We start from the raw sequence: 23,224 nt of genomic DNA on the forward strand, positions 1-23,224 counted from the left end.
ATAGATGCCCAAAAAGGTTCTTCTTTCTATATTACAAGATGGAAAAAACGCCGTATAGCTGTAAATTCTCTAAAAATGTTTGTAATTGTACACATTTACGCCATGTTTTCCCGGTTTTCCTGGCAAAAAGGCCCCAAGAGATGCTCTTGGGACCGATTTTCGAGTATCAGGACGGCTGCCGGAGCGGCGTTTGCAGCACCACTGCCGAAGCTGCGGCCGGAATCCGCTCTTCCCGGCGAAGTACGGCCAGGAAGGCGCGCGCCACCTCGGGATCGAACTGCGTGCCGCTGTGACGCTCGAGCTCATCCGCAGCGGTTTCCGCCGACAGCTTTTGCCGGTACGAACGGTTGGTCGTCATTGCGTCATAGGCGTCGCTTGCCGCCAGTATTCTCGCTCCAAGCGGGATGTCCGCGCCTTTAAGCCCCATCGGGTAACCTTTGCCGTCATACCGCTCGTGATGGTGCCTGACCATCTCGGTGACGCCCATATTTTGCAGGCGCTCGATATCCTTGATGATCCGGTAGCCTTCTTCGGCGTGCGTTTTCATTACTTCATATTCCTCGTCGGTCAGACGGGATTCTTTATGTAAAATATGCTCCGGTGTGCCGATTTTGCCGATATCGTGAATCATCCCGGCGAGGTAAACCGCCTCGGTTTCCGCCTCGCCGAGGCCCATTTCCTGCGCGATTTTGCGGGCGTAGTTCGCGACGTTTTTCGAATGAAAAGCCGTGTACGGATCGCGTGCGTCGATGCTTTTGGAAAAAGCGAGAATCGTGCTCATGAACAGCTGCTCGTTCTCCAGCTTCTGCCTGTTGCTTCTGCGGGATATTTGGATCACCCGCCGGAGCAGGACGATTGCTGCGGAGATCCCGGCAACCGGGATGGCCGACTCGATGCCGCCTTCGGTTAAATAAACCGAAAGTCCGGCCGTGGCTGCCCCGAACATAAGCAGCGGAACGATATGATTCACCAAGGAGGCGAGCAGAATGACCGGGACGATATATAAAACCGGCATAAGTGCCGAAGGAAATACGATGTTGCAAGTAACCGCGACCGCGAGCGATGCGAAAAAGCCGAGCCACATCCCCTTTTTCCCGTTTTCGCGCCCTCCTACGGGACAGTACATCGCAAATTTCCTGTCCATGCATTCCTTGCAAAAAAGTCGGCCATGCTCGTGCCGCTCCCGCTCGCAATGCTCGCATGTATCGATATTCATCTCTCTCCTCACCGCCTTTTGTTTTTGAAGTTACTTACCATTATATACTAAAAAGAGTAGACAGTACAGCGAAAACGGGCCAAGAGCGCGGGTTTTCGCTCCTGGTCCCCGGCGGGGCGCGCCGATCCGGTCGAGAGACGGTTTTTCCGCCTCTCATCCACCCTCCGCGCTCCCCGCCGCCCACATACATGCCCGAGAGCACGTTTTCCCCGCTATCGGACACCGGTGGGGCGCGCCGATCCGGTCGAGAGACGGTTTTTCCGCCTCTCGGCACGGCCCCGTACCCGCCTGGCGCCCGCATGCGCATCCTCCATCGCCCGCTTACGTGCCTGAGAGCGCGTTTTCCCGCTATCGGACACCGGTGGGGCGTGCCGATCCGGTCGAGAGGCGGTTTTTCCGCCTCTCGGCCCGGCCCCGTGCCCACTGACGCCCGCACGCGTGCCCGAGAGCCGCATTTTCCCGCTCTCAGACACTAACGGGGCGTGATGAATCGATCGAGAGACGGTTTTTCCGCCTCTCACCCGTCCTCCTCGCTCCGCGCCGCTCGCATGCGTGCCCGAGAGCGCTTTTTCCCGCTATCGGACACCGGCGGGGCGCGTCGCTCCGGTCGAGAGACGGTTTTTTCCGGCTCTCGGGCGCGGCTCCGTACGCCTCTGGCGCCCGCTTACGAGCCCGAGAGCGCTTTTTCCCGCTATCGGACCTCGGCGGGGCGCGCCAATCCGGCCCAGAGACGGTTTTTCCGGCTCTCACCCGCCCTCCGCGCTCCCCGCCGCCCACATACATGCCCGAGAGCGCTTTTTCCCGCTATCGGACCTCGGCAAGGTGCACCGATCCGATCGAGAGACGGTTTTTCCGGCTCTCGTCCCGGTTCCGTGCCCTCCATCACCCGCTTACGTGCCCGAGAGCGCGTTTTCCCGCTATCGGACACCGACGGGGCGCGCCGATCCGATCGAGAGTCGGTTTTTCCGGCTCTCAGCCCGATCCCGTACCCGCCTGGCGCCCGTATACGCATTCTCCATCGCCCGCTTACGTGCCTGAGAGCGCGTTTTCCCGCTATCGGGCCCCGGTGGGGCGTACCGATCCGATCGAGAGACGGTTTTTCCGCCTCTCCCCCGTCCTCCGCGCTCCCCCACCGCCCGCATGCGCCCCCGCGATCGGGTGCGCACAAAACAAAAAAACCAGCCCATCAATCGGACTGGCTTCGAAAATTACCCTCTCGGCCTTGCGACAAGCGCGGCGAGGAAAGAGAAGATGATCGCCGCGGAAATGCCGGCGCTCGTCACTTCGAATATGCCGGTGATGATGCCGATCCATCCGTCCGTTTTCAGCTCCGCCAGCGCGCCGTGCACAAGCGAGTTGCCGAAGCTGGTGATCGGCACGGTTGCGCCGGCGCCGGCAAACCGGATAAACGGGTCGTACAAGCCTAGCCCGTCCACGATGGCGCCAGCGACGACAAGAGCGCTCATCGTGTGCGCCGGTGTCATTTTTCCGACGTCCATCATCAGTTGGCCGATGACGCAAATGGCGCCGCCGACGACAAAAGCCCAAACAAACTGCATGTAGTCCATCCGTATCACCTCCCGCTCTCGATGGCGACCGCATGCGCGATACACGGTATGCTCTCGCCCTGCTGGAAAGAAAGCGGCGAATGCAGCGACCCCGTCGCGACGACAAGCACCCGCTTCAGATCGCCCTGCTTCAGCCGCTTCATGATATGTCCGTACGTGACGGCCGCGGAACAGCCGCAGCCGCTGCCTCCTGCCTGAACCATCTGCTTTTGGCGGTCATAGATCATTAATCCGCAATCGTTGTACTGCGTCTGCTCGATCGGAATCTGGTTCTTTTTGAGCAAATCGCGGGCGATATCGGAGCCGACCTTGGCCAAGTCGCCCGTCACGATCAGATCGTAATACCCCGGCTCGCGGTCGAAATCCCGAAAGTGCGCCGTGATCGTATCGACCGCCGCCGGAGCCATAGCCGCCCCCATATTGAACGGATCCTTGATGCCCATATCGACGATTTTGCCGATCGTTGCGCCGGTGATCACCGGACCGTCTCCTTGCGGCACAACAATGGCCGCTCCGGCACCGGTGACGGTGTATTGAGCCGTAGGCGGTTTTTGCGAGCCGTACTCGGTCGGGTAACGAAACTGCTTCTCCGCCGTGCAGTTATGGCTGCACGTGCCGGTCATCACCCGCTGCGCGGAACCCGAATTCACGATCAGCGCGGCGAGCGCGAGCCCCTCCATCGAAGTGGAGCAGGCGCCGAATATGCCGATATACGGAACGGCAAACGTTCGCGCCGCAAAGCTGTTGCTGATAATTTGGTTCATTAGGTCTCCGCCGATATAAAACTGAATCTGATCCTGAGTCAGCCCCGCTTTCTTGAGCGCATGCTCGGCCGCTTCCTCCAGCAGCTTTTTCTCCGCTTTTTCCCAGCTGTCCTGAGCCAAGGTCAAATCCCCATGGACGATGTCGAAATCACGGGCCAGCGGACCTGCGCCTTCGTCCGGTCCGACGATCGCGGCGGTCGACAAAATCGCCGGCTTGTTTTCGAACACCCAGCTTTGGTGCCCTTGCAGCATATCAGTGCGCCCCCCATCCGAACAAAGCATAAATGACGCCGATGATAAACGCCGCCACCGTACCGAATACGATAACCGACCCGGCCAGCTTGAACATGTTTCCGCCGACTCCAAGCACCAATCCTTCGCTTCGATGTTCAAGCGCGGCCGAACACAGGGAGTTGGCGAAACCTGTGACCGGGACGGCCGATCCGGCCCCGGCCCACTGCGCTATTTTATCGTAGACGCCGAAGCACGTAAGGACGACCGACAAGAAAATCAGCACGGCTACGGTCGGATTCCCCGCCTTTTCCGCCGGAAAGTGAAACCAATGAATGAACATCTGCATCAATGCCTGGCCGATCAAGCAGATGAAGCCGCCGACCAAAAAAGCAAGGATGCAGTTGCGCAGCACCGGACGCGCCGGTTCTTTTTTCTTGGCAAATTCCTGATATTCCTTCTGGGTCCAAGTCATCTTCTGCTTCGCTTTTGTCGCCATGAATGCATCCCTCCGTCATATTGTCAGCTACTGCTTCAAAATCGCCGAAAGCTTGCCGATGACCTCTTCCAGCTGCTTCGAGCTTTGCTCGTACATCTTTTGGGCCTCCTTGTCCTTGCTCGACAAACCGAATAAGGCGAGATCCGCTTCGCACTTCTTCAAAGTGGCCAGCAGCAGTTTGCGCTGCTGCGGCTGAGGAAGCTTGATTTTATCGTCATACAGATCGACCGTCAGCTCACCAAACGAATTAACCTGGCCCAAAAACACGTTTTCCCGTATTACGCCTATTTTCTCCAATTCGGTCTGCAGCCATTCCCGGCTAAGGCCCAGCACGGAAAGCGGCTCGTCCAATATTTTGCCGTCCATAATCACCGCCTGCGATTCCTTTCCCGGGTCCAGTTTAAGGCCCAAGTCGGCGGGAGTGACCGGCTGGCGGTCTTTTTTCAAGAGCACGCTGAGGTCGCCGCTTGCTTCCAGCAGTGCAAATTCGACGTCGGCCACGTTGAACACGTTTTTCGTGCGCAGCTGCTCAAGCAGATCGTCGGAGGTGTAACGTTCTTTTTTCAAATTGTTCTCAAGAATTTTGCCTTCCTTGATGACCACCGTGCTTTTGCCTTCGAACAGATCCCTCAGCTTTTTGCTCTTCAGCGTAAGCAGCTCCATAAGTAACGGAAACGTAAACCATACGAGCAGTGCGATGACACCGTTCATGTAGTGGGCTTCCATATCCGTCGAAATGAAACCCGCCAATTCCCCGAGCGTAATTCCGGTAATATATTCGAAAAACGTCAGCTGGGAAATTTGTTTTTTACCCAAAATGCGGGTGAGCAGAAACAGCATCACGACAGCGCCTAACGATCTTAAAACAATTTCGCCCCAGTTTAACACGCAATCTTCTCCTGTTCAGTCATCTTGTTGTCAAATACATTATTCGTTAAAAAGGGCTGTCCTATCAAAGAGCAATATGTAAATTATTGTAAGTTTATTGAACAATTTGGAGGGGACAATATGTAAGGTGCTTCGAATTATCCGATGCGGAGAAAGGAGGGACGACCAATGACGGTAGCATCGCAAGTAAAAACGACTCTTGCTTCTTTGAAAAGCGCCCAAGCAAGCTTGGAAACCTTTGCGTTAGGAACGCAAAACCAAGGGGCTAAACAATTGTTTGAGCAAGCGGCCAAAACGACCCAACAGGTTGTCGATCAGCTCAGCGCCCGAGTAACCGAGCTCGAAAACGAAGAACCTCAATATAAAGGTTTTTAATGACATTTCCTCATTTATGAAAGCTCTGCGCATATTCTGAGAGACAAAGTCCCTCCATGATGAAGCAGCCGTCCTTGCCGGGCGGCTGTTTTTGGGTTGTCGGATGCCGAGCCGTAATGGCGGAAGTTGTCTTGAAAGATCAGAAAGCCTCAACTCCGCTGAAAACTTAATCTTTCTGACCTTATAAAAAAGCATGAATTAAAAGTTTAACCTATTTTATCCGATGTTTCTTGAACTGTCATGAAATGTCTTCATAAAAAAAACCATCGTTGTCCGAAGACAGCGATGGATTTCCTCCTCATTTTACCCCAGCATGGCCAGCAATATAATCAGCAGCACAAACAACACCAAAATGATAATGGCTCGCATCGGAATGCTCATAAACTGTTGTCCCCTCGTTCCATAATCTCCTTTCCCTTCCACCATATGCGTTTGCCCATCGGGTGAACCGGTCATCCGCCTATGTGCGTTACTTTTATTTTTATCGGGGCAAATATCCAGCCTTATGCTCATCTTCACCCATATGATATGGGGACGATGGAAAGCGAGGTACATTGGCCATGATCAGGAGAAAAAAGAGCGTTTCGGCAAAACCAAAAAGATTCCGAAACAAAAGAAAGTCGCGGTCGTTGATTAAAGTGATCGTCCACTTCCGTCCCGGTTCTTTCGCCCGAAAGCTGCAAGCGCTGCGGAGCCATCTAGGGTCAAAACATATGCACAGCGTCACTAAGCTGCCGCTTATTCATGCGGTCGCACTGCGTTTGCCGAGGCATCATATCCGCAAAGCGTGCCGCTGCCGGGCCGTTCGCTACATCGGCAAAGACCGCGTCATGCGCGCCGCCTTAAATGTAGCTACACCTACGGTCGGAGGCGCAGCCGCGGCGCAATCGGGCTGGACCGGGAAGGGCGTGACGATTGCCGTGCTCGATACCGGCATTTACCCGCATCCGGATTTGACAAAGCCGAAAAACAGAATCGCCGCATTCCGCGACTTCGTGAACGGGCGCACAAAGCCGTACGACGATAACGGTCACGGCACTCACTGCGCCGGAGACGCCGCCGGCAACGGATACAGCTCCAACGGCAAATATCGCGGCCCTGCAAAAGATGCGACGCTCGTCGGCATCAAAGTTTTGGATAGCCGCGGAAACGGCCTCACTTCCACGGTCATTCGCGGGATCGGCTGGTGCGTCGCCAATCGCAGGCGTTACGGTATTCGCGTGTTGTCTTTGTCCCTGGGCAGTCCGGCCACGGCTCCCCCTTCGCGGGATCCGTTATGCCGGGCCATCCGCGCGGCGGTCAGACGGGGGCTGGTCGTCGTTGCCGCGGCGGGCAACAGCGGGCCGGGCGGCGGAACGATTCAAACGCCCGGCATTTCGCCGGAAGCGATCACGGTCGGCGCCAGCAATGACCGGGGTACCTCGAATGTGCGGGACGATACCGTCGCCCTCTTTTCAAGCCGCGGACCGGCAAGAGGCGGCGGCGTGAAGCCGGATCTGCTTGCACCCGGCGTCAACATCACATCGCTGCGGGCCCCCGGCTCCTTGCTCGACCGGGTGCTGCCTACCGCCCGCCGGGGACGATGGTATTTTACGCTGACAGGGTCCAGCATGTCGACTCCGATCACGGCCGGCGCCGCCGCACAGCTGCTGCAAAAAAACCGCTCGCTCACCCCGGGCCAGGTAAAGCTTCTGCTGCAAAGACATGCGGCGAGCCTCGGACGCGCAGCAGACATCCAGGGCAGCGGAAGCGTCAATGTGCGCTTTTTGGCCTCATCCTCCCGCACGCGAAGCAGAGCGGTGCGGGAACGGATTCTCCAAATGCGGAGCGCGGTTATCCGCAAAAAGTAGCTGCGCTACGGCCGGAGCATCAGCCACCGCCGGGAGCGCTTCAGCAGATGCATGGAGATCCCGAACAAAAGCAGCGCATCTATTGCGTGAACCGCTCGAAGCGATCCGGTAAAAGTGAGAATCGTCATATGCTGGAGCGAGGTTAGCGCGAACAAAGCAAGCGTCCACCATCGCAGCCCACCGCGAATTTTTCCGAAAAAAGACAGCAAAAACATGATGATCGACCCGAACTCGAAATAATTCGCGAATACCCTATGCAGCTGCAATTCGCCGGGACTCACAAGAACCCCTAATCCGGCGAAAAATACTTGGAGCACGACGCACGTCAAGTAAACCGCTGCAAGCAGCCCGTAGATGAACCTGACGGTTTGAATTCGTACGGACCTTCCGGCCTCCGCGTCCGCATCCGCCGCCTTTGCCGTTGTGCCGGTTATTTCGTTCTTTTTGTTTTCTTCTTTTTTCATTCCCATAACTTTTCGCTCCTTTTCCCGTACTGCAAATTCGAATTCGATGCGTTTTTCGCGCTTCCTGCCTTCCCTATTCATGATAAGGTTCGTTTCTAAACGGACTCTACAGGAAATCTAAAAAAAGTATAAAAACAAAAAAACACGGTTTTAGCCGGCAACCCGGCTAAACCGTGTTTTTTATATAATCCGTCACTTCATCGCGGCTTCCGCCGCGTTTACAGCCTGCTGGTCGACCTCCAGCGTGCCGCCTCCACTCACGGTCAGGATACGTTCGATCATCGTCACGGATTGCGCGCGGGTGGTCGGCTGATCGGGGCCGAGCGCCCCGCCTTCCAGCCCTTGCAGCAGCCCTTTGCGCGTGGCGGTCAGCATGACCCATTTGTCATCCAGCGCCGTATCCGGCTTCTGCAGCTCCTTCATCGTCGATCTTACGGCGATCCGCGCAATTTCAAGACGCGTAATCGGCGCATCCCAATCGGCGTGCACGTCTTCTTGCCCGTAGATGTTTGCCGCAAGCAAAGCCTCCGCATAAGGCATATACCAAGCCTGACCCGATGCGGCCGGCTCCGTCTTGATTTTCAGCGCCGACGCCGTCAGCTTGGCAAATTCGGCGCGCGTCACTTTGTTGTCCGGACGGAACGTATTGTCTTCGTAACCGTCGACGTAGCCTTTTTCCACCGTTTTCATGATGCTGGCGGAGGCCCAATGGCTGCCAAGATCGGCAAACGTTTGAACAAATCCGGTAATTTGCACCGGAACGCTGCGGTTCGTAAACGATCCGTCGCCGAGCTGGCCGGAAAAATTGGCCCCCCAGGCCCATACCGTGCCGTTAGCGCCGATCGCCAGCGTATGATTATTGCCGGCGGCAATTTCCGATACGTCCCTAAGCCCGCTTACCTCCACCGGCGCGGCGGCATTTACGTTCGTACCGCTGCCAAGCTGGCCGAAGAAGTTAAATCCCCAGGCCCGTACCGTGCCGTCGGCAAGCAGCGCCACGCTGTGGCTGCCTCCGGCGGCAATCGCCTTGGCTCCCTCTATGCCGATCACCTTTACCGGAAGAGACCGGTTCGTCGTTGTGCCGTCACCGAGCTGGCCGAAGGCGTTAAAACCCCAGGCCCATACGGTACCGTCTTTTTTGAGCGCCAGTGAGTAGGATTTTCCCGCTTTCACCGCTATAACGTCGCTGAGCTGGGATACCTGAACGGGGACGCCATGCCCGAGCAACGTATCGTCGCCGAGCTGGCCGTTGCCGTTGTCTCCCCACGCCCATACGGTACCGTCCTCCGCGAGAGCGAGAACGTGGTTGTATCCGGCCTCGACCTGCACGACCCTCGGCAAGTTATGCAGCTGCTCGAACCCGGAACGCGGCGTACGATTGCCGTCGCCAAGCTGGCCGTACGTATTGTCACCGGACGTCCAGACGGTTCCGTCGTTCTTGAGCGCTACCGTAAACGAGTTGCCTGCGGATACTTGCACGGCTCCGGATATCGCAGCGGCGTCGCCGGGCGTTTTCCGGTTATTGTTCGTACCGTCGCCAAGCTGGCCGAAGGCGTTAAGCCCCCAGGTCCAAATGCCGCCGTCCGCTTTGAGCGCTGCGGCATGGCCCGTTCCGGCAGCCACGGATACGGCCCCGCTCGCCGAGTTTACGGGAGTCGGGCTGTTCTGGAGCGTATTCGTACCGTTGCCGAGCTGACCGAAGATGTTATCGCCAAAGGCCCACAGCTTGCCGTTTTTCAGCAGCAGACTGAAGCTCTCGCCGCCGGCGATGCTGCTTGTCTTGCCGGCAATCGGGGACTCCGGTTTCGCTATTTCGTCCGGATCGGCCATCCCCAAATTCGCTGCGATCAAATTGAACCGCGGCAGCGTAAACGGAGTTTTCCGGTTAGCCGTCGTCCCGTCGCCCAGCTGACCCGTCTGGTTGCTGCCCCACACGACGAGAGAGCCGTCTCCCATTATCGCCATCGAATGGAAATACCCTGTACCGATCCGGGCCACTTGACTCGGTTCGCGCAAAATATACGATACCGCGGTCGGCATATCGGGGCTGATTCCAAGCTGGCCCAGGTTATTGGCTCCAAAAACGACGATCGAGCCGTCTTTTTTCAAAGCCATCCCGTGATTGCTTCCGGCGGCAATGTCGATAATGTCGCTGCCGCCGACGATTTGTCCGAAGCTGTTGTCGATCCTGCTGTTGCCGTTGCCGAGCTGCAGATTCAGATTGTTGCCCCACGTGTATGCATAGCCGGTATCCGACAGAGCGATCGAAAAATCGGCTCCGGCGGCGACCTTCACGATGTAGCCGAGAAAGGTCGTCCATGTCGGGGTGACCACAGACGTGCCGGTAATGTTGTAGTCGACTTGGCCGAAAGTATTGTCTCCCCAGCCGATCATTTGCTTTTTATCGGAAACGACCAGCACGTGGTACGCCCCCGACGCGATCGAAACGATCGTCCCAAGACCCGGGACTTCCGCGGGTTTAAATCTTCCTTCCGTTCCCCCGGTTCCGAGCTGGCCGCGGCTGTTGTCACCCCAGGTATAAACCATGCCGAATTCATCCAAAGCAACCGAATGCGCATTGCCCGCGGCAATCGCCTTGATATGGTACAAGCCCTCCACCTGGACGGGAGTGCCGCTGTCTTTCGTATCGCCGGTTCCGAGCTGGCCGTTCGTGTTATAACCCCAGGCCCAAACCGTACCGTCCTTGCGCAGAGCAAGAGTATGGTTCATTCCCGCCGCAACGGCGACGACATCATCAAGTCCCTGCACTTTCGACGGCGTGTATCGACCGAGCATAAGCGCATTGCCGTTGCCGAGCTTTCCCCGCTGGTTATCTCCCCATGTCCAGACGGTTCCGTCCGACTTCAGTGCAACTGTAAAACCGAGACCGCCGGTAACCTGCACGGTGCCGGGCAGCTTCGGCGCCGCTTCGCCGGCCGCGGCAGCATCCGAAGCGGGAGCGGCGGCCGGGGCATCCTCCGCGAACGCCGCCCCGCCGAATAACGCCATCGGGCTGAGCATTTGAACAAGCAAAACGGCCGCCATGATTGTATATCGTATCGATGATTGTAGTTTCATCTGCTTGTTTCCTCCATTTCTTCTGAATTAGCCTGCATGCTACGAAATTGCGGGCTGGTCGGTGTCCGCAGGCAGAGATGGAGGCGGGTTTTTCTTGAATTTACTGCGGATAATATCGATAAATCCGTCAAACAACGTATAAACGACCGGAACGAGCAGCAGCGTAACCATCGTGGATATCGTCAGTCCGAAGGCGACGACCGTCGCCATCGACGCCTGCGCTTCGGCGCCTTCCCCGAAGCCGATGACAAGCGGAAGCATCGCCAGAACGGTTGTCGCGGTTGTCATCAAAATCGGCCTCAGCCGCACTTGGCCCGCTTGAATCAAAGCTTCCCTGAGCGTCATGCCGCGAGCGCGCAGCTGGTTCGTGTAATCGACAAGTACGATGGCGTTGTTTACGACGATACCGATCAGCATGATCATCCCCATGACTGAGTTCATGTTGATCGTGCGATGGGTGACGTACAACCCGACGATGGCGCCGATCAAGGTCGGCGGCAGCGAGAACATGATGATGAACGGGCCGTATAGCGACTCGAACTGGCTCGCCATAACCATGTATACGAGTACGATCGAGATCAGGAGCATCATGTATAAGCTTTTAAAAGAGCTGTTCGAATCGTTTTGCTGGCCGCCCAGCTGGATGGTGTAGCCATCCGGCGGCTGGATCGCTTTCAGCCTCTCCTCGACCTGGGCGGACAGGTCGCCCACGGCATATCCAGGAGCGGCCGCAGCCTGCACGGTCGTCAGACGCTGCTGGTTAATGTGGCGGATTTGCGATGGGCTTGAGCCCGGAGCCACATGAGCCACTGCGCTGAGCGGCACTTGCGCGCCGCTGGAGGAGAGCAGCACGATCTGATTCAAATTTTCCACCTGGTTTGTAAATTCCGTCGGGTAACGGACCAACACCGAAATTTGCGTATCGCCCGCTTTATAATTCGTCGCGACGTTGCCCTGGTATGCCGTCCGCAGCGCGGTCATAATTTCGCGGGTCGAAATCCCGTAATGCGCCGCGGCATCGCGGTCGATCGTCAGATCGTAAGCAGGTATGCTGCGGTCGAACGTGTTTTGCACGCTGCGTAGGCCTTCCATGCCGCGCAGTTCTTCGGCGACCATATCGGCCAGCTTGCTGAGCACCGCGAGGTCCGGTCCGTTCAGATTGACGACGATATCGGCCCCGCCGCCTCCGCCGAGCCCCGGCAGACGGACGGAGGAGCGGCTGCCCACGTTGATCTGCGCTCCCGGATACCCTTGCGTCATTTGGCGAATTTGCTCGACAACCTGCTCGGTTTTCAGCTTGCGTTCGCCGAGCGGCTTCAGCTGCACGTTGATATTGCCGCTGTTGGTGGATGCGGATTGGAACGCCCCGCCGCCGGCGCTGCCGACCGTCGTAAAGATCGTTTCAACGTCGGGCAGCGATTTGATTTTATTTTCGATTTCCGTCGTCAATTGGTTCGTAATTTCAAATTTGGTGCCCTGCGCCAAGCTGATGTTTACGTTCAGGTTGCCTTCGTCCGTGCGCGGCATCAGTTCGTTGCCGATGAACTTGGCCAGAAAGATGCTGCCGCCGAGCAGGCCCACCGTGACAACAATAATGACCCAGCGGTGTCCGAGCGACCATTTCAAAACAGCGACATACCCTCTAGTAAACCGCTGCACGCCGCGTCCGAACCAAACCGCGGGATTGTACGAACGGCCTTCCGGCAGCGTTTCGTCATGGTGTTTGGTCAGCAGCTTGGATGCAAGCATCGGCACGAGCGTGATCGCCGCAAACAGCGCGGCAATATGGGAAAAGCTGACCGTCAGCGCCATCGGCGCAAAGAAGTTTTTGACGAGACCGTTGATAAATACAGTCGGTGCGAACACCGCGATTTGCGCGAGTGCGGACGCCAGCACCGCCGTGCCTACTTCCGCCGCTCCTTGCTTGGCCGCCTCCATCGGCCCCAGTCCCTCTTCCTTCTTGCGGTATATGCTTTCCAGCACGACGACCGCAAAGTCGACGAGGGAACCGAGCCCGAGCGCAAGGCCGCCCAGCGTAATCGTGTTGATCGTCTGGTGGCCGAAATACATCATGCTGAACGTGCTGATAACCGAAATCGGAATAACGACGCCGATGATCAGCGTTGCCCGAATGCTGTTCAAAAACAGCAGCAGGATGATGATCGAGAAGCCGCCGCCGAGCAGCGTATGCTCGACGACCGTGTTGACCGAGCTTTTGATGTATTTGGACGTATCGTTGACAACTGCAATTTTAACGCCCTCGGGCAGCTGCTTTTGAATATCTTCCATCGCCTTGCGGACACCGTCCGCTACCGAAACCGTATTGCCGTCGGATTGCTTCAAAATCGACAAACCGACGCTCGGCTCGCCGTCCTTTCGCGCTTCGAACGTCACGTCCTGGTACGTATCGACGATTTTGCCGAGCTCTCCGAGATTGACGGTTTGCCCGCGGCCGATCGACACCTGCACCTTTTCGATTTCGCCCGCCGATTTGAACTCGCTGTCGATTCGCAGCGGTACCAGCTGGTCGCCTTTGTAAATAAGACCCGCATCCGTCGACTGGTTGTCGTTGCCAAGCGCGGTGCTCACTGTATTCAAGGAAATGCCGTATTGCGTCAGCTTGTTCGGGTCGAGCAGCACCTGAATTTGCCGGGTGCGGCCGCCGGTAACTCCGACGGAAGCGACTCCGTCCACGCGCTGCACCGCGGGGCTGACGGTATTGTCCGCGATATCGCGCAGCGTGACCAGGTCGACGTTTTTGCCGGATAACGACAAGTTCATGATCGGCTGGCTGTTCGGATCCGCCTTCGATACGACCGGCGCGTCGGCATCCGTCGGCAGCTGCCGCCGCACGCGGTCCAGCCGGTCCCGCATCGTCAGCGTCGCATCCTGGATGTCGGTGCCGAAATTGAAGGTCACCGTGACGTTGCTTGATCCCGTTCGTGAGTTTGAGGTCACGGACTGCACATTGGCCAGCGTCGCCATTGACGCTTCAATCCGTTTGGTGATCTGGTTTTCCACCTGCGCAGGCGAAGCCCCCGGCCAGCTCACCGATACGGTGGCCGTCGGGATGTCCATATTCGGGTACAAATCGACCGGAAGCAGCGGAGCCGCAATGCCGCCCACCATGATGAGGGCGATCATCATCATCAGGATCGTAACGGGCCGGTTTACCGAAAAATTAGCTAAGTTCACTGGCCGGCACCCGCTCTCTGAGGCTGGGTTTCCGTACTGCCCGCTCCAGCGGAACGCTGTCCGCCTTCACCCCTTTGGCCGCCGGTGGAATTGTCAGCTCCCGCCTGTTTTTCCTGCTGTCTCTCCTGTTTTTTCTCTTCCTGCTTCTCCTGCTTTTTCGAATTATCCGTTTGAGTTCCTTCGCCTTGCTGCACTTGCCCGTTTTGACCTTGCTGTCTTGAGCCCTGCTGGCCTTGGCCGCTTTGTCCTTGCTGACCTTGCGGGCGATTTCCCTGCTGGCCTTCCTGGCCGGGTTTGACGACCTGAACGGCGGCCTTGTCGGAGAGCAGCTCCTGGCCTTTGACGACAAGTTCGTCGCCTTCCTTGAGGCCGCTCACGATTTCATACAGTGAGCTGGTCAAGGTGCCCACCTTCACGCTGACCTTTTTCGCGCGCCCGTCCTGAACGACGAACACCGCGTTGCCGCTCGGCTGGCTGAGCACCGCATCGGCGGGAACCATGATAGCCGTTCTTCCTTCGCTCTTCATGCTGGACGTCGCAAACATACCGGGCAGAAGCTCGCCCTTCGGATCGTTCACTTTAATATCTACGCCGTAGGACTTCGTCGTGGCGTCGAGCGTCGGACGAATCGCACTGATCACGCCGTCGTACGTCTTGCCCAAGGTCGGCACATTCACTTTCATCTCCATGCCGACCTTCATTTTCCCGATGTTCGCTTCGGACACGTTAACGGTCGCCAAAATCGGATCCACCGCCGCTACAGTCATAATATTGCTGCCGTTGCCGGCGTTTTGCCCGATCGGCGTGTTGATCGCCGTTACTATGCCGTCCACCGGAGACAGCAGCGTGCCGTCCTTCAGCTGCTCCATCAAGTTGCTCAGACTGACTTGTTTTTGCTCAAGCTGCGCTTTGCTTACCGCGAGGCTGTCTGTCGATTTCGCGTTTTGCAGCGCCTGCTCGGACTGGGCCAGCGTCGCCTTGCTGATATTCTGGTTAATTTGCAGCAGCGCTTCCGCATTGGCGAGCGACTGCTGGTCCTTTTCCAGCGAAAGCTTGCTTTGTTCCAGCGTCACGGCCAGCGTATTTTGCGCGTTGGTGAGCGCAACCAGACTTTGATTCAAGTTTTCCTGAGCGTTTTGCACCGTCTGGGAGTTTTGCGCCGTAGCGAGCGCGTTTTGCGCGTTGATGAGGCCGGACATCGCGGAAACGACGGACGACGGCGTCGTCTGCTGCGCTTGATCAAGCGCCAGCTGAGCCGATTGGAGCTTGGCCAGCGCATTGTCGATATCCGACTGTCTGCCACCTTCAATGGCGGTATCGTAAGCTTTGATCGCCTGCTGCAGAGCGAGCTGCAGAGAAGCGAGGTTGTTGCCCGCTCCCACCTGCGTCGTCTGCGTGCTGTCCTGCTGGGCGTTCAGCGAATTGAGCGCGTTTGTCAGGTTCGTATTGTATGTAGCCAGGGCGCTGCTCAGGTTTTGCTGCTGAACGGCGACCGCCTGCTTCGCGGCAGCGATCGCGTTTTGCTGATCGTTGACCGCCTTGTTGTAATTCGCCTGCGAGATCGCCACCTGCTGCTTCAAGCTGGCTATATTGTTCAACTGGTCGGCGATATTTTTTTCATAATTCGCTTGCTGCAAAGCGTAGTTTTTCTCCGCCGTCGCCACACTGTTCGCCTGATCGCTCACGGCTTTCTGATAAGACGCCTCGCTGGCCGCCAAGTCGGCCTGCGTGGAGGCAAGCGTCTGCTCCAGCGTCGAAGTATCGATTTTGGCAAGCGGCTGCCCGACTTTCACGCGGTCGCCGACCTTCACCATCACATCCGTAACCCGGCCCGTCACCTTCGCGGACAAATTCGTCGTGAACTGTGGAGAGATCGAGCCGGAAAACACCTGTCCCCCCGATACTTCCGCCATTTTCACGACTTGCGTTTCCACCGGAAACTGCCGCGCTCCGCCCGCCCTCTGCTGCTGTTGCTGCTGTGGGGCCGCTCCTTGTTTGGCCTTGGGCCCGAGCCATCCCGAGTAGCCGGCGCCCGCCACAGCGGCTGCCGCAACGACAGCGACCGCGGTAAATGCCCACTTTTTCGGAACCGTTCTCATCCACCGTATCATCTTCATACCTCCATATACTCTAGCAACAAGGTTTTTCTGAGGGTAACCGCTTTCTCCCGCCTTTTATCGCAAAAGATCGCAGCGCTTAAGGTCTAAAGGCCCACCTTATCCCAAAATAGCGCAGATTAATGATAAAACTATGATATAAATGTAAAAAAAGTGTGAAAACATAGGTCGGATCCCCCCAAATCGACGCCGCTCTGCGAGGCCCGTGTCGTTTTCCGAGCGCACCTTCTCCCGGCACGCTGAAACGATCGGATGCGATAACATTAACCATTAAAATTTGAAAATGAGTATTTTGAGCTGAATAAGCTCTATCACGACCATTACGGTTTATGAACAGCGGCATTCGCCGGGCAGGACAGATCCCGAGTCTTCGAGAACAGCCGCTACAAAAATAGACGCCTTGCGGCGTCCGCTGGCGTCTACTCTTTAACGATAACTCGAGTTCCTTTCGGAATGTGGCGGAACAGCCATTCGACGTCCCGGTTATACATGCGGATGCAGCCCGAGCTGGCGTGACTGCCGATCGAATACGGGTTATTTGTCCCGTGGATTCCGTAGGTGTATCCGCCTGTACCGGGAACGCTAAGACCGAGCCACCGTGTACCGAGCGGATTGCGCGGGCTGCCTCCGGGAATATTTTTGCGGATATACCAAGGATTTTTGATTTTCGTAGATATGCTGAAATCTCCTGACGGCGTGAGCGCCTTGCTGCGTCCTGTCGCGACAGGAAACGATCTGACGGGATGATTGTTTAAAAAAACGGTCAGCCGGTTGGCACTTTTATCGATGACAAGGTGGACCCCTTCTTCCATCTCGTCCGGCCTGTCCGGCAGCGCTGCTGCAGCTTTCTCCGCAAAGGCTTGGCCGGCGACAATGAAGACCAACATGAAGACGGCGGCAGCGGCAACCCGCAAGCCGCGAATAACGTTCCGATGCAACTGGTCAACCTTCCTTCTCGAGTGGTTCATGAACATTAGTTTTCGCTCCAAAAACCAAATTTATCCCCGATGACAGGCCCCCCTAAACAAGATGACCGAGCGTCACAATGGGGAATGAAAATGGGCGCCATCGTCTATTTTCCCATCAAATCCCCCTACCGGGGGGACCCCGGGCACCCAAGCGCAATGTTGTCAGGTTAACGCTTTCGATGGATCGTGATCTGAATTTGACAGGTCTTGCTTCTAAAATAAGCAGCTTATTAAAATAGCGGAATACACGTTCGCTATTCCCGGAAAAATAGCTGCATCGGAAAAATAGAGGAACTGAGATGCGCTAAATCGATGGAAAACGGTATTTATATCGGACGAACAGGCAAATAGAGCACCTGAGTTCCGCTAATTTCCAAAAATGCCTGAAATGTACCGATTTAGCGCACTACAGTTCCGTTATCGTCGCGCTTAACTTGACAGCATTGGCCCCAAGCGCCCTGGACCCGCCAGCCAGAGTTCATGCTCGCTTCTAGTTCGCGTTTGTCCGGCATCGATTTATTGCTGTTAGGCAATAAATCTTATGCCGGACACGCTTTACTTGCGGCGCGATGACGCAGGGAGAGGCTGCATGCCGCGGGCTCGCGTTCGTCTGCCATCGTTTTGCTCGCGCAAAACTTATGCCGGAGACGCTTTACTTGCGGCGCGACGAGCGGAATCGCCGGATTTTTCAAAATAAGGTCCGCGGGTCGATGTCCGCTAAACCGGGAATCGGCAGACCGAGCCGGCTTACCCGCAGGTTCGCCCACATCAGCCTCTAGAAGCAGGCACACTTATTCCGGAAACTCCGCCAGGCCCTCGTCCCCCTCCCCGGAAAAGCAAAAAGCATCGCTGCCCCATCGGGGAAACGATGCTTCGCTTAGGCGAATTTGAGCCAAATGCCGGTCTTGTCGTCGGATATTTTAAACCGCGGATACCGCTGGCATTCCTTATCGTCCTGCTCCAGATTGATCAGCCAGTCGGCGTAGCCGGATAACGTCCGGCTTTCGATTTGCTCCACGAGGCTGTCCATTCCGGCCGGCGCAAGATCAGTCTCCTTCGGCAAAAACAGTCCATCCGTCACGAGCAGCAGCGCCTCCAGCCGGATGCGGTTGATCGTGCCGTACTCGACCAGCTCGGCCGCTTCCGGCTCTCCGCTGATGACGGAGTAACCCTCGAGCGTGTTCATCTTCGATTTGTTTTGCAAAATGACGGGCTTCACCATGTTCCACAGCTGCTCCCGCGAAGTAATGCCGCTGCGGATGCCTTCCAGCCATATTTTCTTCGACTGCAGGTCGATATGCTCGACATGATCGCGTGAAATCGTCCGGACCGAGCCGTCTTCGTATTTGGCCGCGATCATGCAGTCTCCGGTTTGGGCGAAATCGATCGCATGCTCCCGCACGCGAATGAGCGCAAGCCCGCTCGTCCATAACGCCGCTTTGTCCGTCAAATCGATGCCGGCGTCGGCCATTTTTTGCCGGAGGCGGATGTTCGCCTGCACGGCGAGCTGCTTCAGGCTCGTTTCCGCGACGTCCCCTTCGCTCAGCGATTCGAGGTATTCCTTGATCGTGCGCGACGCCAGGTAACCTCCCGTTTCCCCGCCCGGGCCGCGGTATGGCTGGAGCGAAGTGGCTCCGTCCAGCACCCCATACAGCTTCAGCCGCTCGTTAACGACGAGCGCGTCCTCGTTCCATTCCCCGGTTCCTTGCACCGAGATCGTTTCTATGTTCATTTCGGCTCTCCTCCATATTTCATGAGTGCGTCTATCCGAATCTAATCGCCCGCCCGGCCTGCATCCCCCGCAAGCTCTGCAGTCGCTTCGTCTCCTGCCTCAAGCTCGATCCGCTCCAGCCGTTCCGTGAGCCGCAGCCACCGTTCTTCGTCGTCCGCCGCCGGCCTGGTCGGCTTCAAGGAGCTAACCGATTCCAGGATCGTCTGTGCCCGCGGCGAGCCGCCCGCTTCCTCTCCGGCCCGCAGCACTGCGCTTTCCCGTGCGGGAATGAGGCCTATGTTTCTCCAAATCATCGTCTGCGACGCCTCTTCGTCCAAAAAGGCGAGCAAGCGGCGGGCCGCCTGTTCCTTGTCAGCCGTCGAATGCATCATGGCGATCCCCGTTGCCGCCGGTACCGTACCCGCCGAATCCGCTCCGGGGAGCCGCTTCAGATCAAATTGAAATTTTCCGCCGATATACCGCTCGATCATCGGAAGCCGGTCGGAGGAACTGACAAACAAACCGATCTTGCCGTTGATAAAATCGCTCGCGGCCATCGGATGGCTCAGCGGCGGCATGATGCGGAGCGTCTTCGCCCATCGTTCCCACAGCGCGACGGACTCCTCCTCGGACGGTCCGATTTGCTGCAAATACCACGGCAGCTCGGTGTCGATAGCGAGACCCCAGTGCCCCCTGGCCTGCTCCGCCCCTTCCTTGGCCGGAAGCGATGCGGCTTTTTCCACATCGCTCCAGTCGAGCGAAACGACGGGCTCCAGCCCCGCCCTTCGCATCGCATCATCCCGGTAATACAGCACCGGAATGCTGCCGCCGACCGGCGCTGCCCACAGCTTGCCGTCGTAACGGAAAGGCTCGGCAAAAGCGGCAAGCGGCGCGGAACCACTGCGCGGATCCGCCTCGCCCTGCTGCGGCACGGCAGCACCGGATGACGCCAGCGCCGCCACACCGTAAAAGCTTTGCACCTCCGCAAGCTGCGGGGCGGCTCCCGCCGATACCGACGCCATCAGCTCTTTGTACAGCTGGTCGGCCGAACGGAAGGTGCGCAAGTCGAAATTGACCTGCGGATATTTTTTCTGAAACTCGGCCAGCACGACGTCCCAGCCTTTATGATAAACCCATATCGATAAGGTGGCCGCCTTTTCCCCCTCCGCAGATTTGCCGGGCAAGGGACGGCCCTCCTTCGTCCACGCGGCGGATGCCGCCAAAACAACGATCGCCAGCAAAACGTATAACCAGATGCGCCGATTCATAGCTGCCCTCCTTGATGTGTCCGCGGCTTTGATTTCATTGTAACACGGCATGTCCAAGGGCGGCAGCACTCAGCAGCTATATAAACAGCGAGCGATAACCGGCGCCGGCGGCAAAATGACAAGCATCAGCAGAGCGTTCGTCCAAAAAAGAATCCGCCCTAACAGCTTACAGCTGAAGCCCTTTTTTGCTCAGCTTATTGGCGATGAGCAGCGAGACGAGCGTCGAGATCGACAAGATTGAGGCCAGCGCGGCTCCCGTGCCGTAGTTCGACGTGAACACCTCGCTGTAAATCGTCACGGAAATCGTCGCCGTCGCTCCGTAATAAAGCACGATCGTCGAGCTGAGCTCGTTGATCGTCGTGATCCAGCTGAGGATCGCGCCGGACAAAACGCCCGGAGCCATCAGCCGGCCCGTCGTTTTGAAAAACGTCTTCATCGGCGGAACGCCAAGGCTGATCGACGCTTCCTCGACGCTGCGGTCGAGCTGGTGCAAAATCGCCGTGCTGGAGCGGATCGTGTACGGCAGCTTGCGCACGACATAAGCGATGATCAGAATGATCCAGGTTCCCGTCAAAACGACCGGAGGTTTGTTGAACGCGATGATCAGGCTGATTCCGAGCACCGTGCCGGGCATGACGTAAGGAACCATGAGCAGGCTGTCGAGCGCGGCCGTCAGCTTCGATTTGCGGCGGACGAGGACGTAAGCGACTAACATTCCCATAACAACCATGATGACGATCGATACGGCCGAAAAGCTGTACGTGTTGGCGATCGCCTTCGGCACGCGGAACAAAATTTCCTTATAGCTGTTCAGGCTGAAGCCGGGGTGAAATACCGGTCCCTTCGTCTTGATGAACGAGGTGACGATCACCGTTGCCTGCGGAATCATCGAAATGCAGGCGACAAGCAGCGCTCCCGCCGTCAGCAGTGTCTTCGGCAAAGGACGCAGCGATTCCACCTTCGGCGTCCGCATGCCGGTCATCGTGTAATTTTTTCGCGAGACGAAATATCTTTGGATAAAAAGAATGCTCGTCGAGCACAAAATCAGGACGACGCTTAGCGTGCTCGCCATCGCCGGATTGCCGCCCATCTCGCTGATAAACTGCTCGTAAGCGAGGATCGGCAGCACCTTGAAGCCTTGGCCGAGCAGCATCGGCGTACCGAAGTCGGCGAACGACGCCATGAACACCATCAGCGCCCCGGCGGACAACGTCGGGAAAATAAGCGGCAGCGTCACCGTCATCAGCCGCTGAAACGCATTGCGCCCGAGGCTTTCCGCCGCTTCCTCAAGCGACGTGTCGATCGTGCGCAGCGCACCGGACACGTACAGGAAGATGTGCGGGTAAAACTGCAGCGTGAATACGAACACGATGCCCTTCCAGCCGTATACGGACGAGAACGGGATGCCGATCTCGTGCAGGAAGCGGGTCAAAAAGCCGTTATTGCCGAGCATCAAAATCCACGAATAAGCTCCGATAAACGGCGGCGACAACAGCGACATGATCACCATGATCTGGATGAGAGCTTTGCACCTGATGTTGTAGCGGGTCATGACGTAAGCGAGCGGCACGCCGACCAGAATCGAAAACACGGTCGTCAGCGCCGACACCTTGAAGCTGTTCCACAGCGCGCTGTAGTAATATTTCAGCTTGAGGAAATTGGCGTAATTCTCCATGGAGAAATCGCCTTTATCGTTGAAAAAACTGCTCCACAGCAGCGAGAAGAGCGGATAAACGATAAACGCGAGCAAAAACAGATACACCGCGAACGTCACCCACGCCCAAAAGTCCCACCGCTTCACGTTCAGCGCACTCATCCATCCGGCTTTCCCGCGAACGGCGGGGCCGCCGGAAACTGCGCTTGCGTTAGAAGGCTGCACGGTAAAGCACCTCCTTGCCGCTTTCGTCGAACATCGTCGTTTTGCCCGGCTGCAGGTTGACAAACACGCGCTGCTTCTCCTGACGCAAATGATGCGGCTGGACGGCATGCTCCTGCACATCGAGCAGCGAGCCGTCGTCCAGTCTGACGAGATAGCTCACTTTTTCCCCGAGAAAAGTGACCGTTTCCACAACGCCCGGGATGAGTCCTTCCCCGGACGGCTCCGTCTGAAGGCGAATCCGCTCCGGACGGATCGCAAACAGCACGCCGCCCTCGTACGCTTTCGCCAGCGGCAGCTTGAAGGCCGCTCCGGACAGCCTGATCTCGGCTTCACCGGTGTCCTTCCGGTATGCGCCGCAGCTTCCGGTTAAAAAGTTCGAGGTGCCGATAAAGTTGGCGACGAACCGGTTGGCCGGATACGCGTAAATGTCCTCGGGCGAAGCGATCTGCTGCACGCGGCCTTCGCTCATGACGGCGATCCGGTCGGATACGGCGAGAGCCTCTTCCTGATCGTGCGTCACGTAAATCGTCGTAATGTTCAGCTCCTTTTGCAGCCGGCGGATGTCCGAGCGCATTTTCACCCGCAGCTTGGCGTCGAGGTTGGACAGCGGTTCGTCCATGAGCAGCAGCCCCGGCCGGATGACGACGGCGCGCGCCAGCGCGATCCGCTGCTGCTGCCCGCCGCTCATGTCGGAAGGGACGCGGTCCTTGAGGTGCGACAGCTCGACCATCTCCAGCGCTTCCATCACGCGTTTTTCAATATCCTGCTTCGCGACGCTGCGCGCCTTGAGGCCGTAAGCGACATTTTCGAACACGGTCATATGCGGGAAAATCGCGTAGTTTTGGAACACCATTCCGATGTTGCGCTGATGCGTCGGCACGTCGTCCATCTTTTTGCCGCCGAAGAAAATGCTGCCCTCCTCCTGCCGGTAAAAGCCGGCGATCGTGCGGAGCAGCGTCGTTTTGCCGCAGCCGCTCGGACCGAGCAGCGTGAAAAATTCGCCGGCTTCGATCGTAAAATGCGCGTCGTTAACCGCTTTGTTCGTTCCGAAATATTTGGTGACATGATCAAATACGATGCTTTGCATGGGGTGCCTCCTCCTAATCCTGTGCGAAAAAAAGGCGCCTTAACGTCGGATTAAGGCGCCGAAACG

General features: G+C 57.3%; 17 protein-coding genes. 2 read left to right on the forward strand and 15 right to left on the reverse strand.

The window, feature by feature from the left end; genetic code table 11:
• Positions 1 to 166 precede the first annotated feature (166 nt).
• The 5 genes from MYS68_RS16050 to MYS68_RS16070 all read right to left on the reverse strand — a co-directional run bounded on the left by MYS68_RS16050 (position 167) and on the right by MYS68_RS16070 (position 5,166).
• Positions 167 to 1,216, reverse strand: a complete 1,050-nt coding sequence (locus MYS68_RS16050) for an HD-GYP domain-containing protein (RefSeq protein ID WP_248926802.1) — start codon at positions 1,214 to 1,216, stop codon at positions 167 to 169.
• Positions 1,217 to 2,424: 1,208 nt separating this feature from the next.
• Positions 2,425 to 2,775, reverse strand: a complete 351-nt coding sequence (spoVAE, locus tag MYS68_RS16055) for a stage V sporulation protein AE (protein WP_248930925.1) — start codon at positions 2,773 to 2,775, stop codon at positions 2,425 to 2,427.
• Positions 2,776 to 2,789: 14 nt separating this feature from the next.
• Positions 2,790 to 3,800, reverse strand: a complete 1,011-nt coding sequence (gene spoVAD / locus MYS68_RS16060; protein ID WP_248926803.1) for a stage V sporulation protein AD — start codon at positions 3,798 to 3,800, stop codon at positions 2,790 to 2,792.
• A gap of 1 nt (position 3,801) precedes the next feature.
• Positions 3,802 to 4,278, reverse strand: coding sequence for a stage V sporulation protein AC (gene spoVAC / locus MYS68_RS16065; protein ID WP_248926804.1), 477 nt, complete (start codon positions 4,276 to 4,278; stop codon positions 3,802 to 3,804).
• 27 nt (positions 4,279 to 4,305) lie between these two features.
• Positions 4,306 to 5,166, reverse strand: a complete 861-nt coding sequence (locus MYS68_RS16070) for a DUF421 domain-containing protein (RefSeq protein WP_338043578.1) — start codon at positions 5,164 to 5,166, stop codon at positions 4,306 to 4,308.
• A gap of 168 nt (positions 5,167 to 5,334) precedes the next feature.
• Between MYS68_RS16070 and MYS68_RS16075 the strand changes: the two genes are divergently transcribed.
• Positions 5,335 to 5,541, forward strand: a complete 207-nt coding sequence (locus MYS68_RS16075; RefSeq protein ID WP_248926805.1) for a DUF1657 domain-containing protein — start codon at positions 5,335 to 5,337, stop codon at positions 5,539 to 5,541.
• A 303-nt stretch (positions 5,542 to 5,844) separates the two neighbouring features.
• Here the strand turns inward: MYS68_RS16075 and MYS68_RS16080 are convergent, their stop codons facing one another.
• On the reverse strand, positions 5,845 to 5,997 hold the full coding sequence (locus MYS68_RS16080) for a hypothetical protein (protein WP_248926806.1): 153 nt from the start codon (positions 5,995 to 5,997) through the stop codon (positions 5,845 to 5,847).
• Positions 5,998 to 6,254: 257 nt separating this feature from the next.
• Between MYS68_RS16080 and MYS68_RS16085 the strand changes: the two genes are divergently transcribed.
• Positions 6,255 to 7,391, forward strand: coding sequence for a S8 family peptidase (locus tag MYS68_RS16085; RefSeq protein WP_248926807.1), 1,137 nt, complete (start codon positions 6,255 to 6,257; stop codon positions 7,389 to 7,391).
• Between the two features lie 5 nt (positions 7,392 to 7,396).
• Here MYS68_RS16085 and MYS68_RS16090 read toward each other — a convergent pair whose 3' ends face one another.
• From MYS68_RS16090 to MYS68_RS16130, 9 genes are all read right to left on the reverse strand, one after another.
• A complete protein-coding gene (locus tag MYS68_RS16090; RefSeq protein WP_248926808.1) occupies positions 7,397 to 7,861 on the reverse strand; it encodes a DUF6220 domain-containing protein in 465 nt (154 codons plus the stop codon).
• A 186-nt stretch (positions 7,862 to 8,047) separates the two neighbouring features.
• The gene (locus MYS68_RS16095; RefSeq protein WP_248926809.1) at positions 8,048 to 10,933 is read right to left on the reverse strand and encodes an RCC1 domain-containing protein; all 2,886 of its coding nucleotides are present in this window, start codon (positions 10,931 to 10,933) and stop codon (positions 8,048 to 8,050) included.
• 39 nt (positions 10,934 to 10,972) lie between these two features.
• A complete protein-coding gene (locus MYS68_RS16100; RefSeq protein WP_248926810.1) occupies positions 10,973 to 14,128 on the reverse strand; it encodes an efflux RND transporter permease subunit in 3,156 nt (1,051 codons plus the stop codon).
• Positions 14,125 to 16,239 carry an efflux RND transporter periplasmic adaptor subunit gene (locus MYS68_RS16105; protein WP_248926811.1) on the reverse strand — a complete coding sequence of 705 codons (2,115 nt, stop codon included), beginning with the start codon at positions 16,237 to 16,239 and terminating at the stop codon, positions 14,125 to 14,127. Before MYS68_RS16105 ends, MYS68_RS16100 begins: the two co-directional genes overlap by 4 nt.
• Before the next feature lie 425 nt (positions 16,240 to 16,664).
• The gene (locus MYS68_RS16110) at positions 16,665 to 17,183 is read right to left on the reverse strand and encodes a L,D-transpeptidase (protein WP_248926812.1); all 519 of its coding nucleotides are present in this window, start codon (positions 17,181 to 17,183) and stop codon (positions 16,665 to 16,667) included.
• A gap of 907 nt (positions 17,184 to 18,090) precedes the next feature.
• Entirely contained in the window at positions 18,091 to 18,945 is an 855-nt protein-coding gene (locus MYS68_RS16115; RefSeq protein ID WP_248926813.1) for a protein phosphatase 2C domain-containing protein, read from the reverse strand.
• A 41-nt stretch (positions 18,946 to 18,986) separates the two neighbouring features.
• The gene (locus MYS68_RS16120) at positions 18,987 to 20,192 is read right to left on the reverse strand and encodes an extracellular solute-binding protein (protein WP_248926814.1); all 1,206 of its coding nucleotides are present in this window, start codon (positions 20,190 to 20,192) and stop codon (positions 18,987 to 18,989) included.
• Positions 20,193 to 20,358: 166 nt separating this feature from the next.
• Positions 20,359 to 22,071, reverse strand: coding sequence for an ABC transporter permease (locus tag MYS68_RS16125; RefSeq protein ID WP_248926815.1), 1,713 nt, complete (start codon positions 22,069 to 22,071; stop codon positions 20,359 to 20,361).
• Positions 22,058 to 23,158 carry an ABC transporter ATP-binding protein gene (locus MYS68_RS16130; RefSeq protein WP_248926816.1) on the reverse strand — a complete coding sequence of 367 codons (1,101 nt, stop codon included), beginning with the start codon at positions 23,156 to 23,158 and terminating at the stop codon, positions 22,058 to 22,060. Before MYS68_RS16130 ends, MYS68_RS16125 begins: the two co-directional genes overlap by 14 nt.
• Between the last annotated feature and the right edge of the window lie 66 nt (positions 23,159 to 23,224).

Source organism: Paenibacillus hamazuiensis (assembly GCF_023276405.1).
In the GTDB taxonomy this organism is placed as follows: Bacteria; Bacillota; Bacilli; order Paenibacillales; family NBRC-103111; genus Paenibacillus_AF; species Paenibacillus_AF hamazuiensis.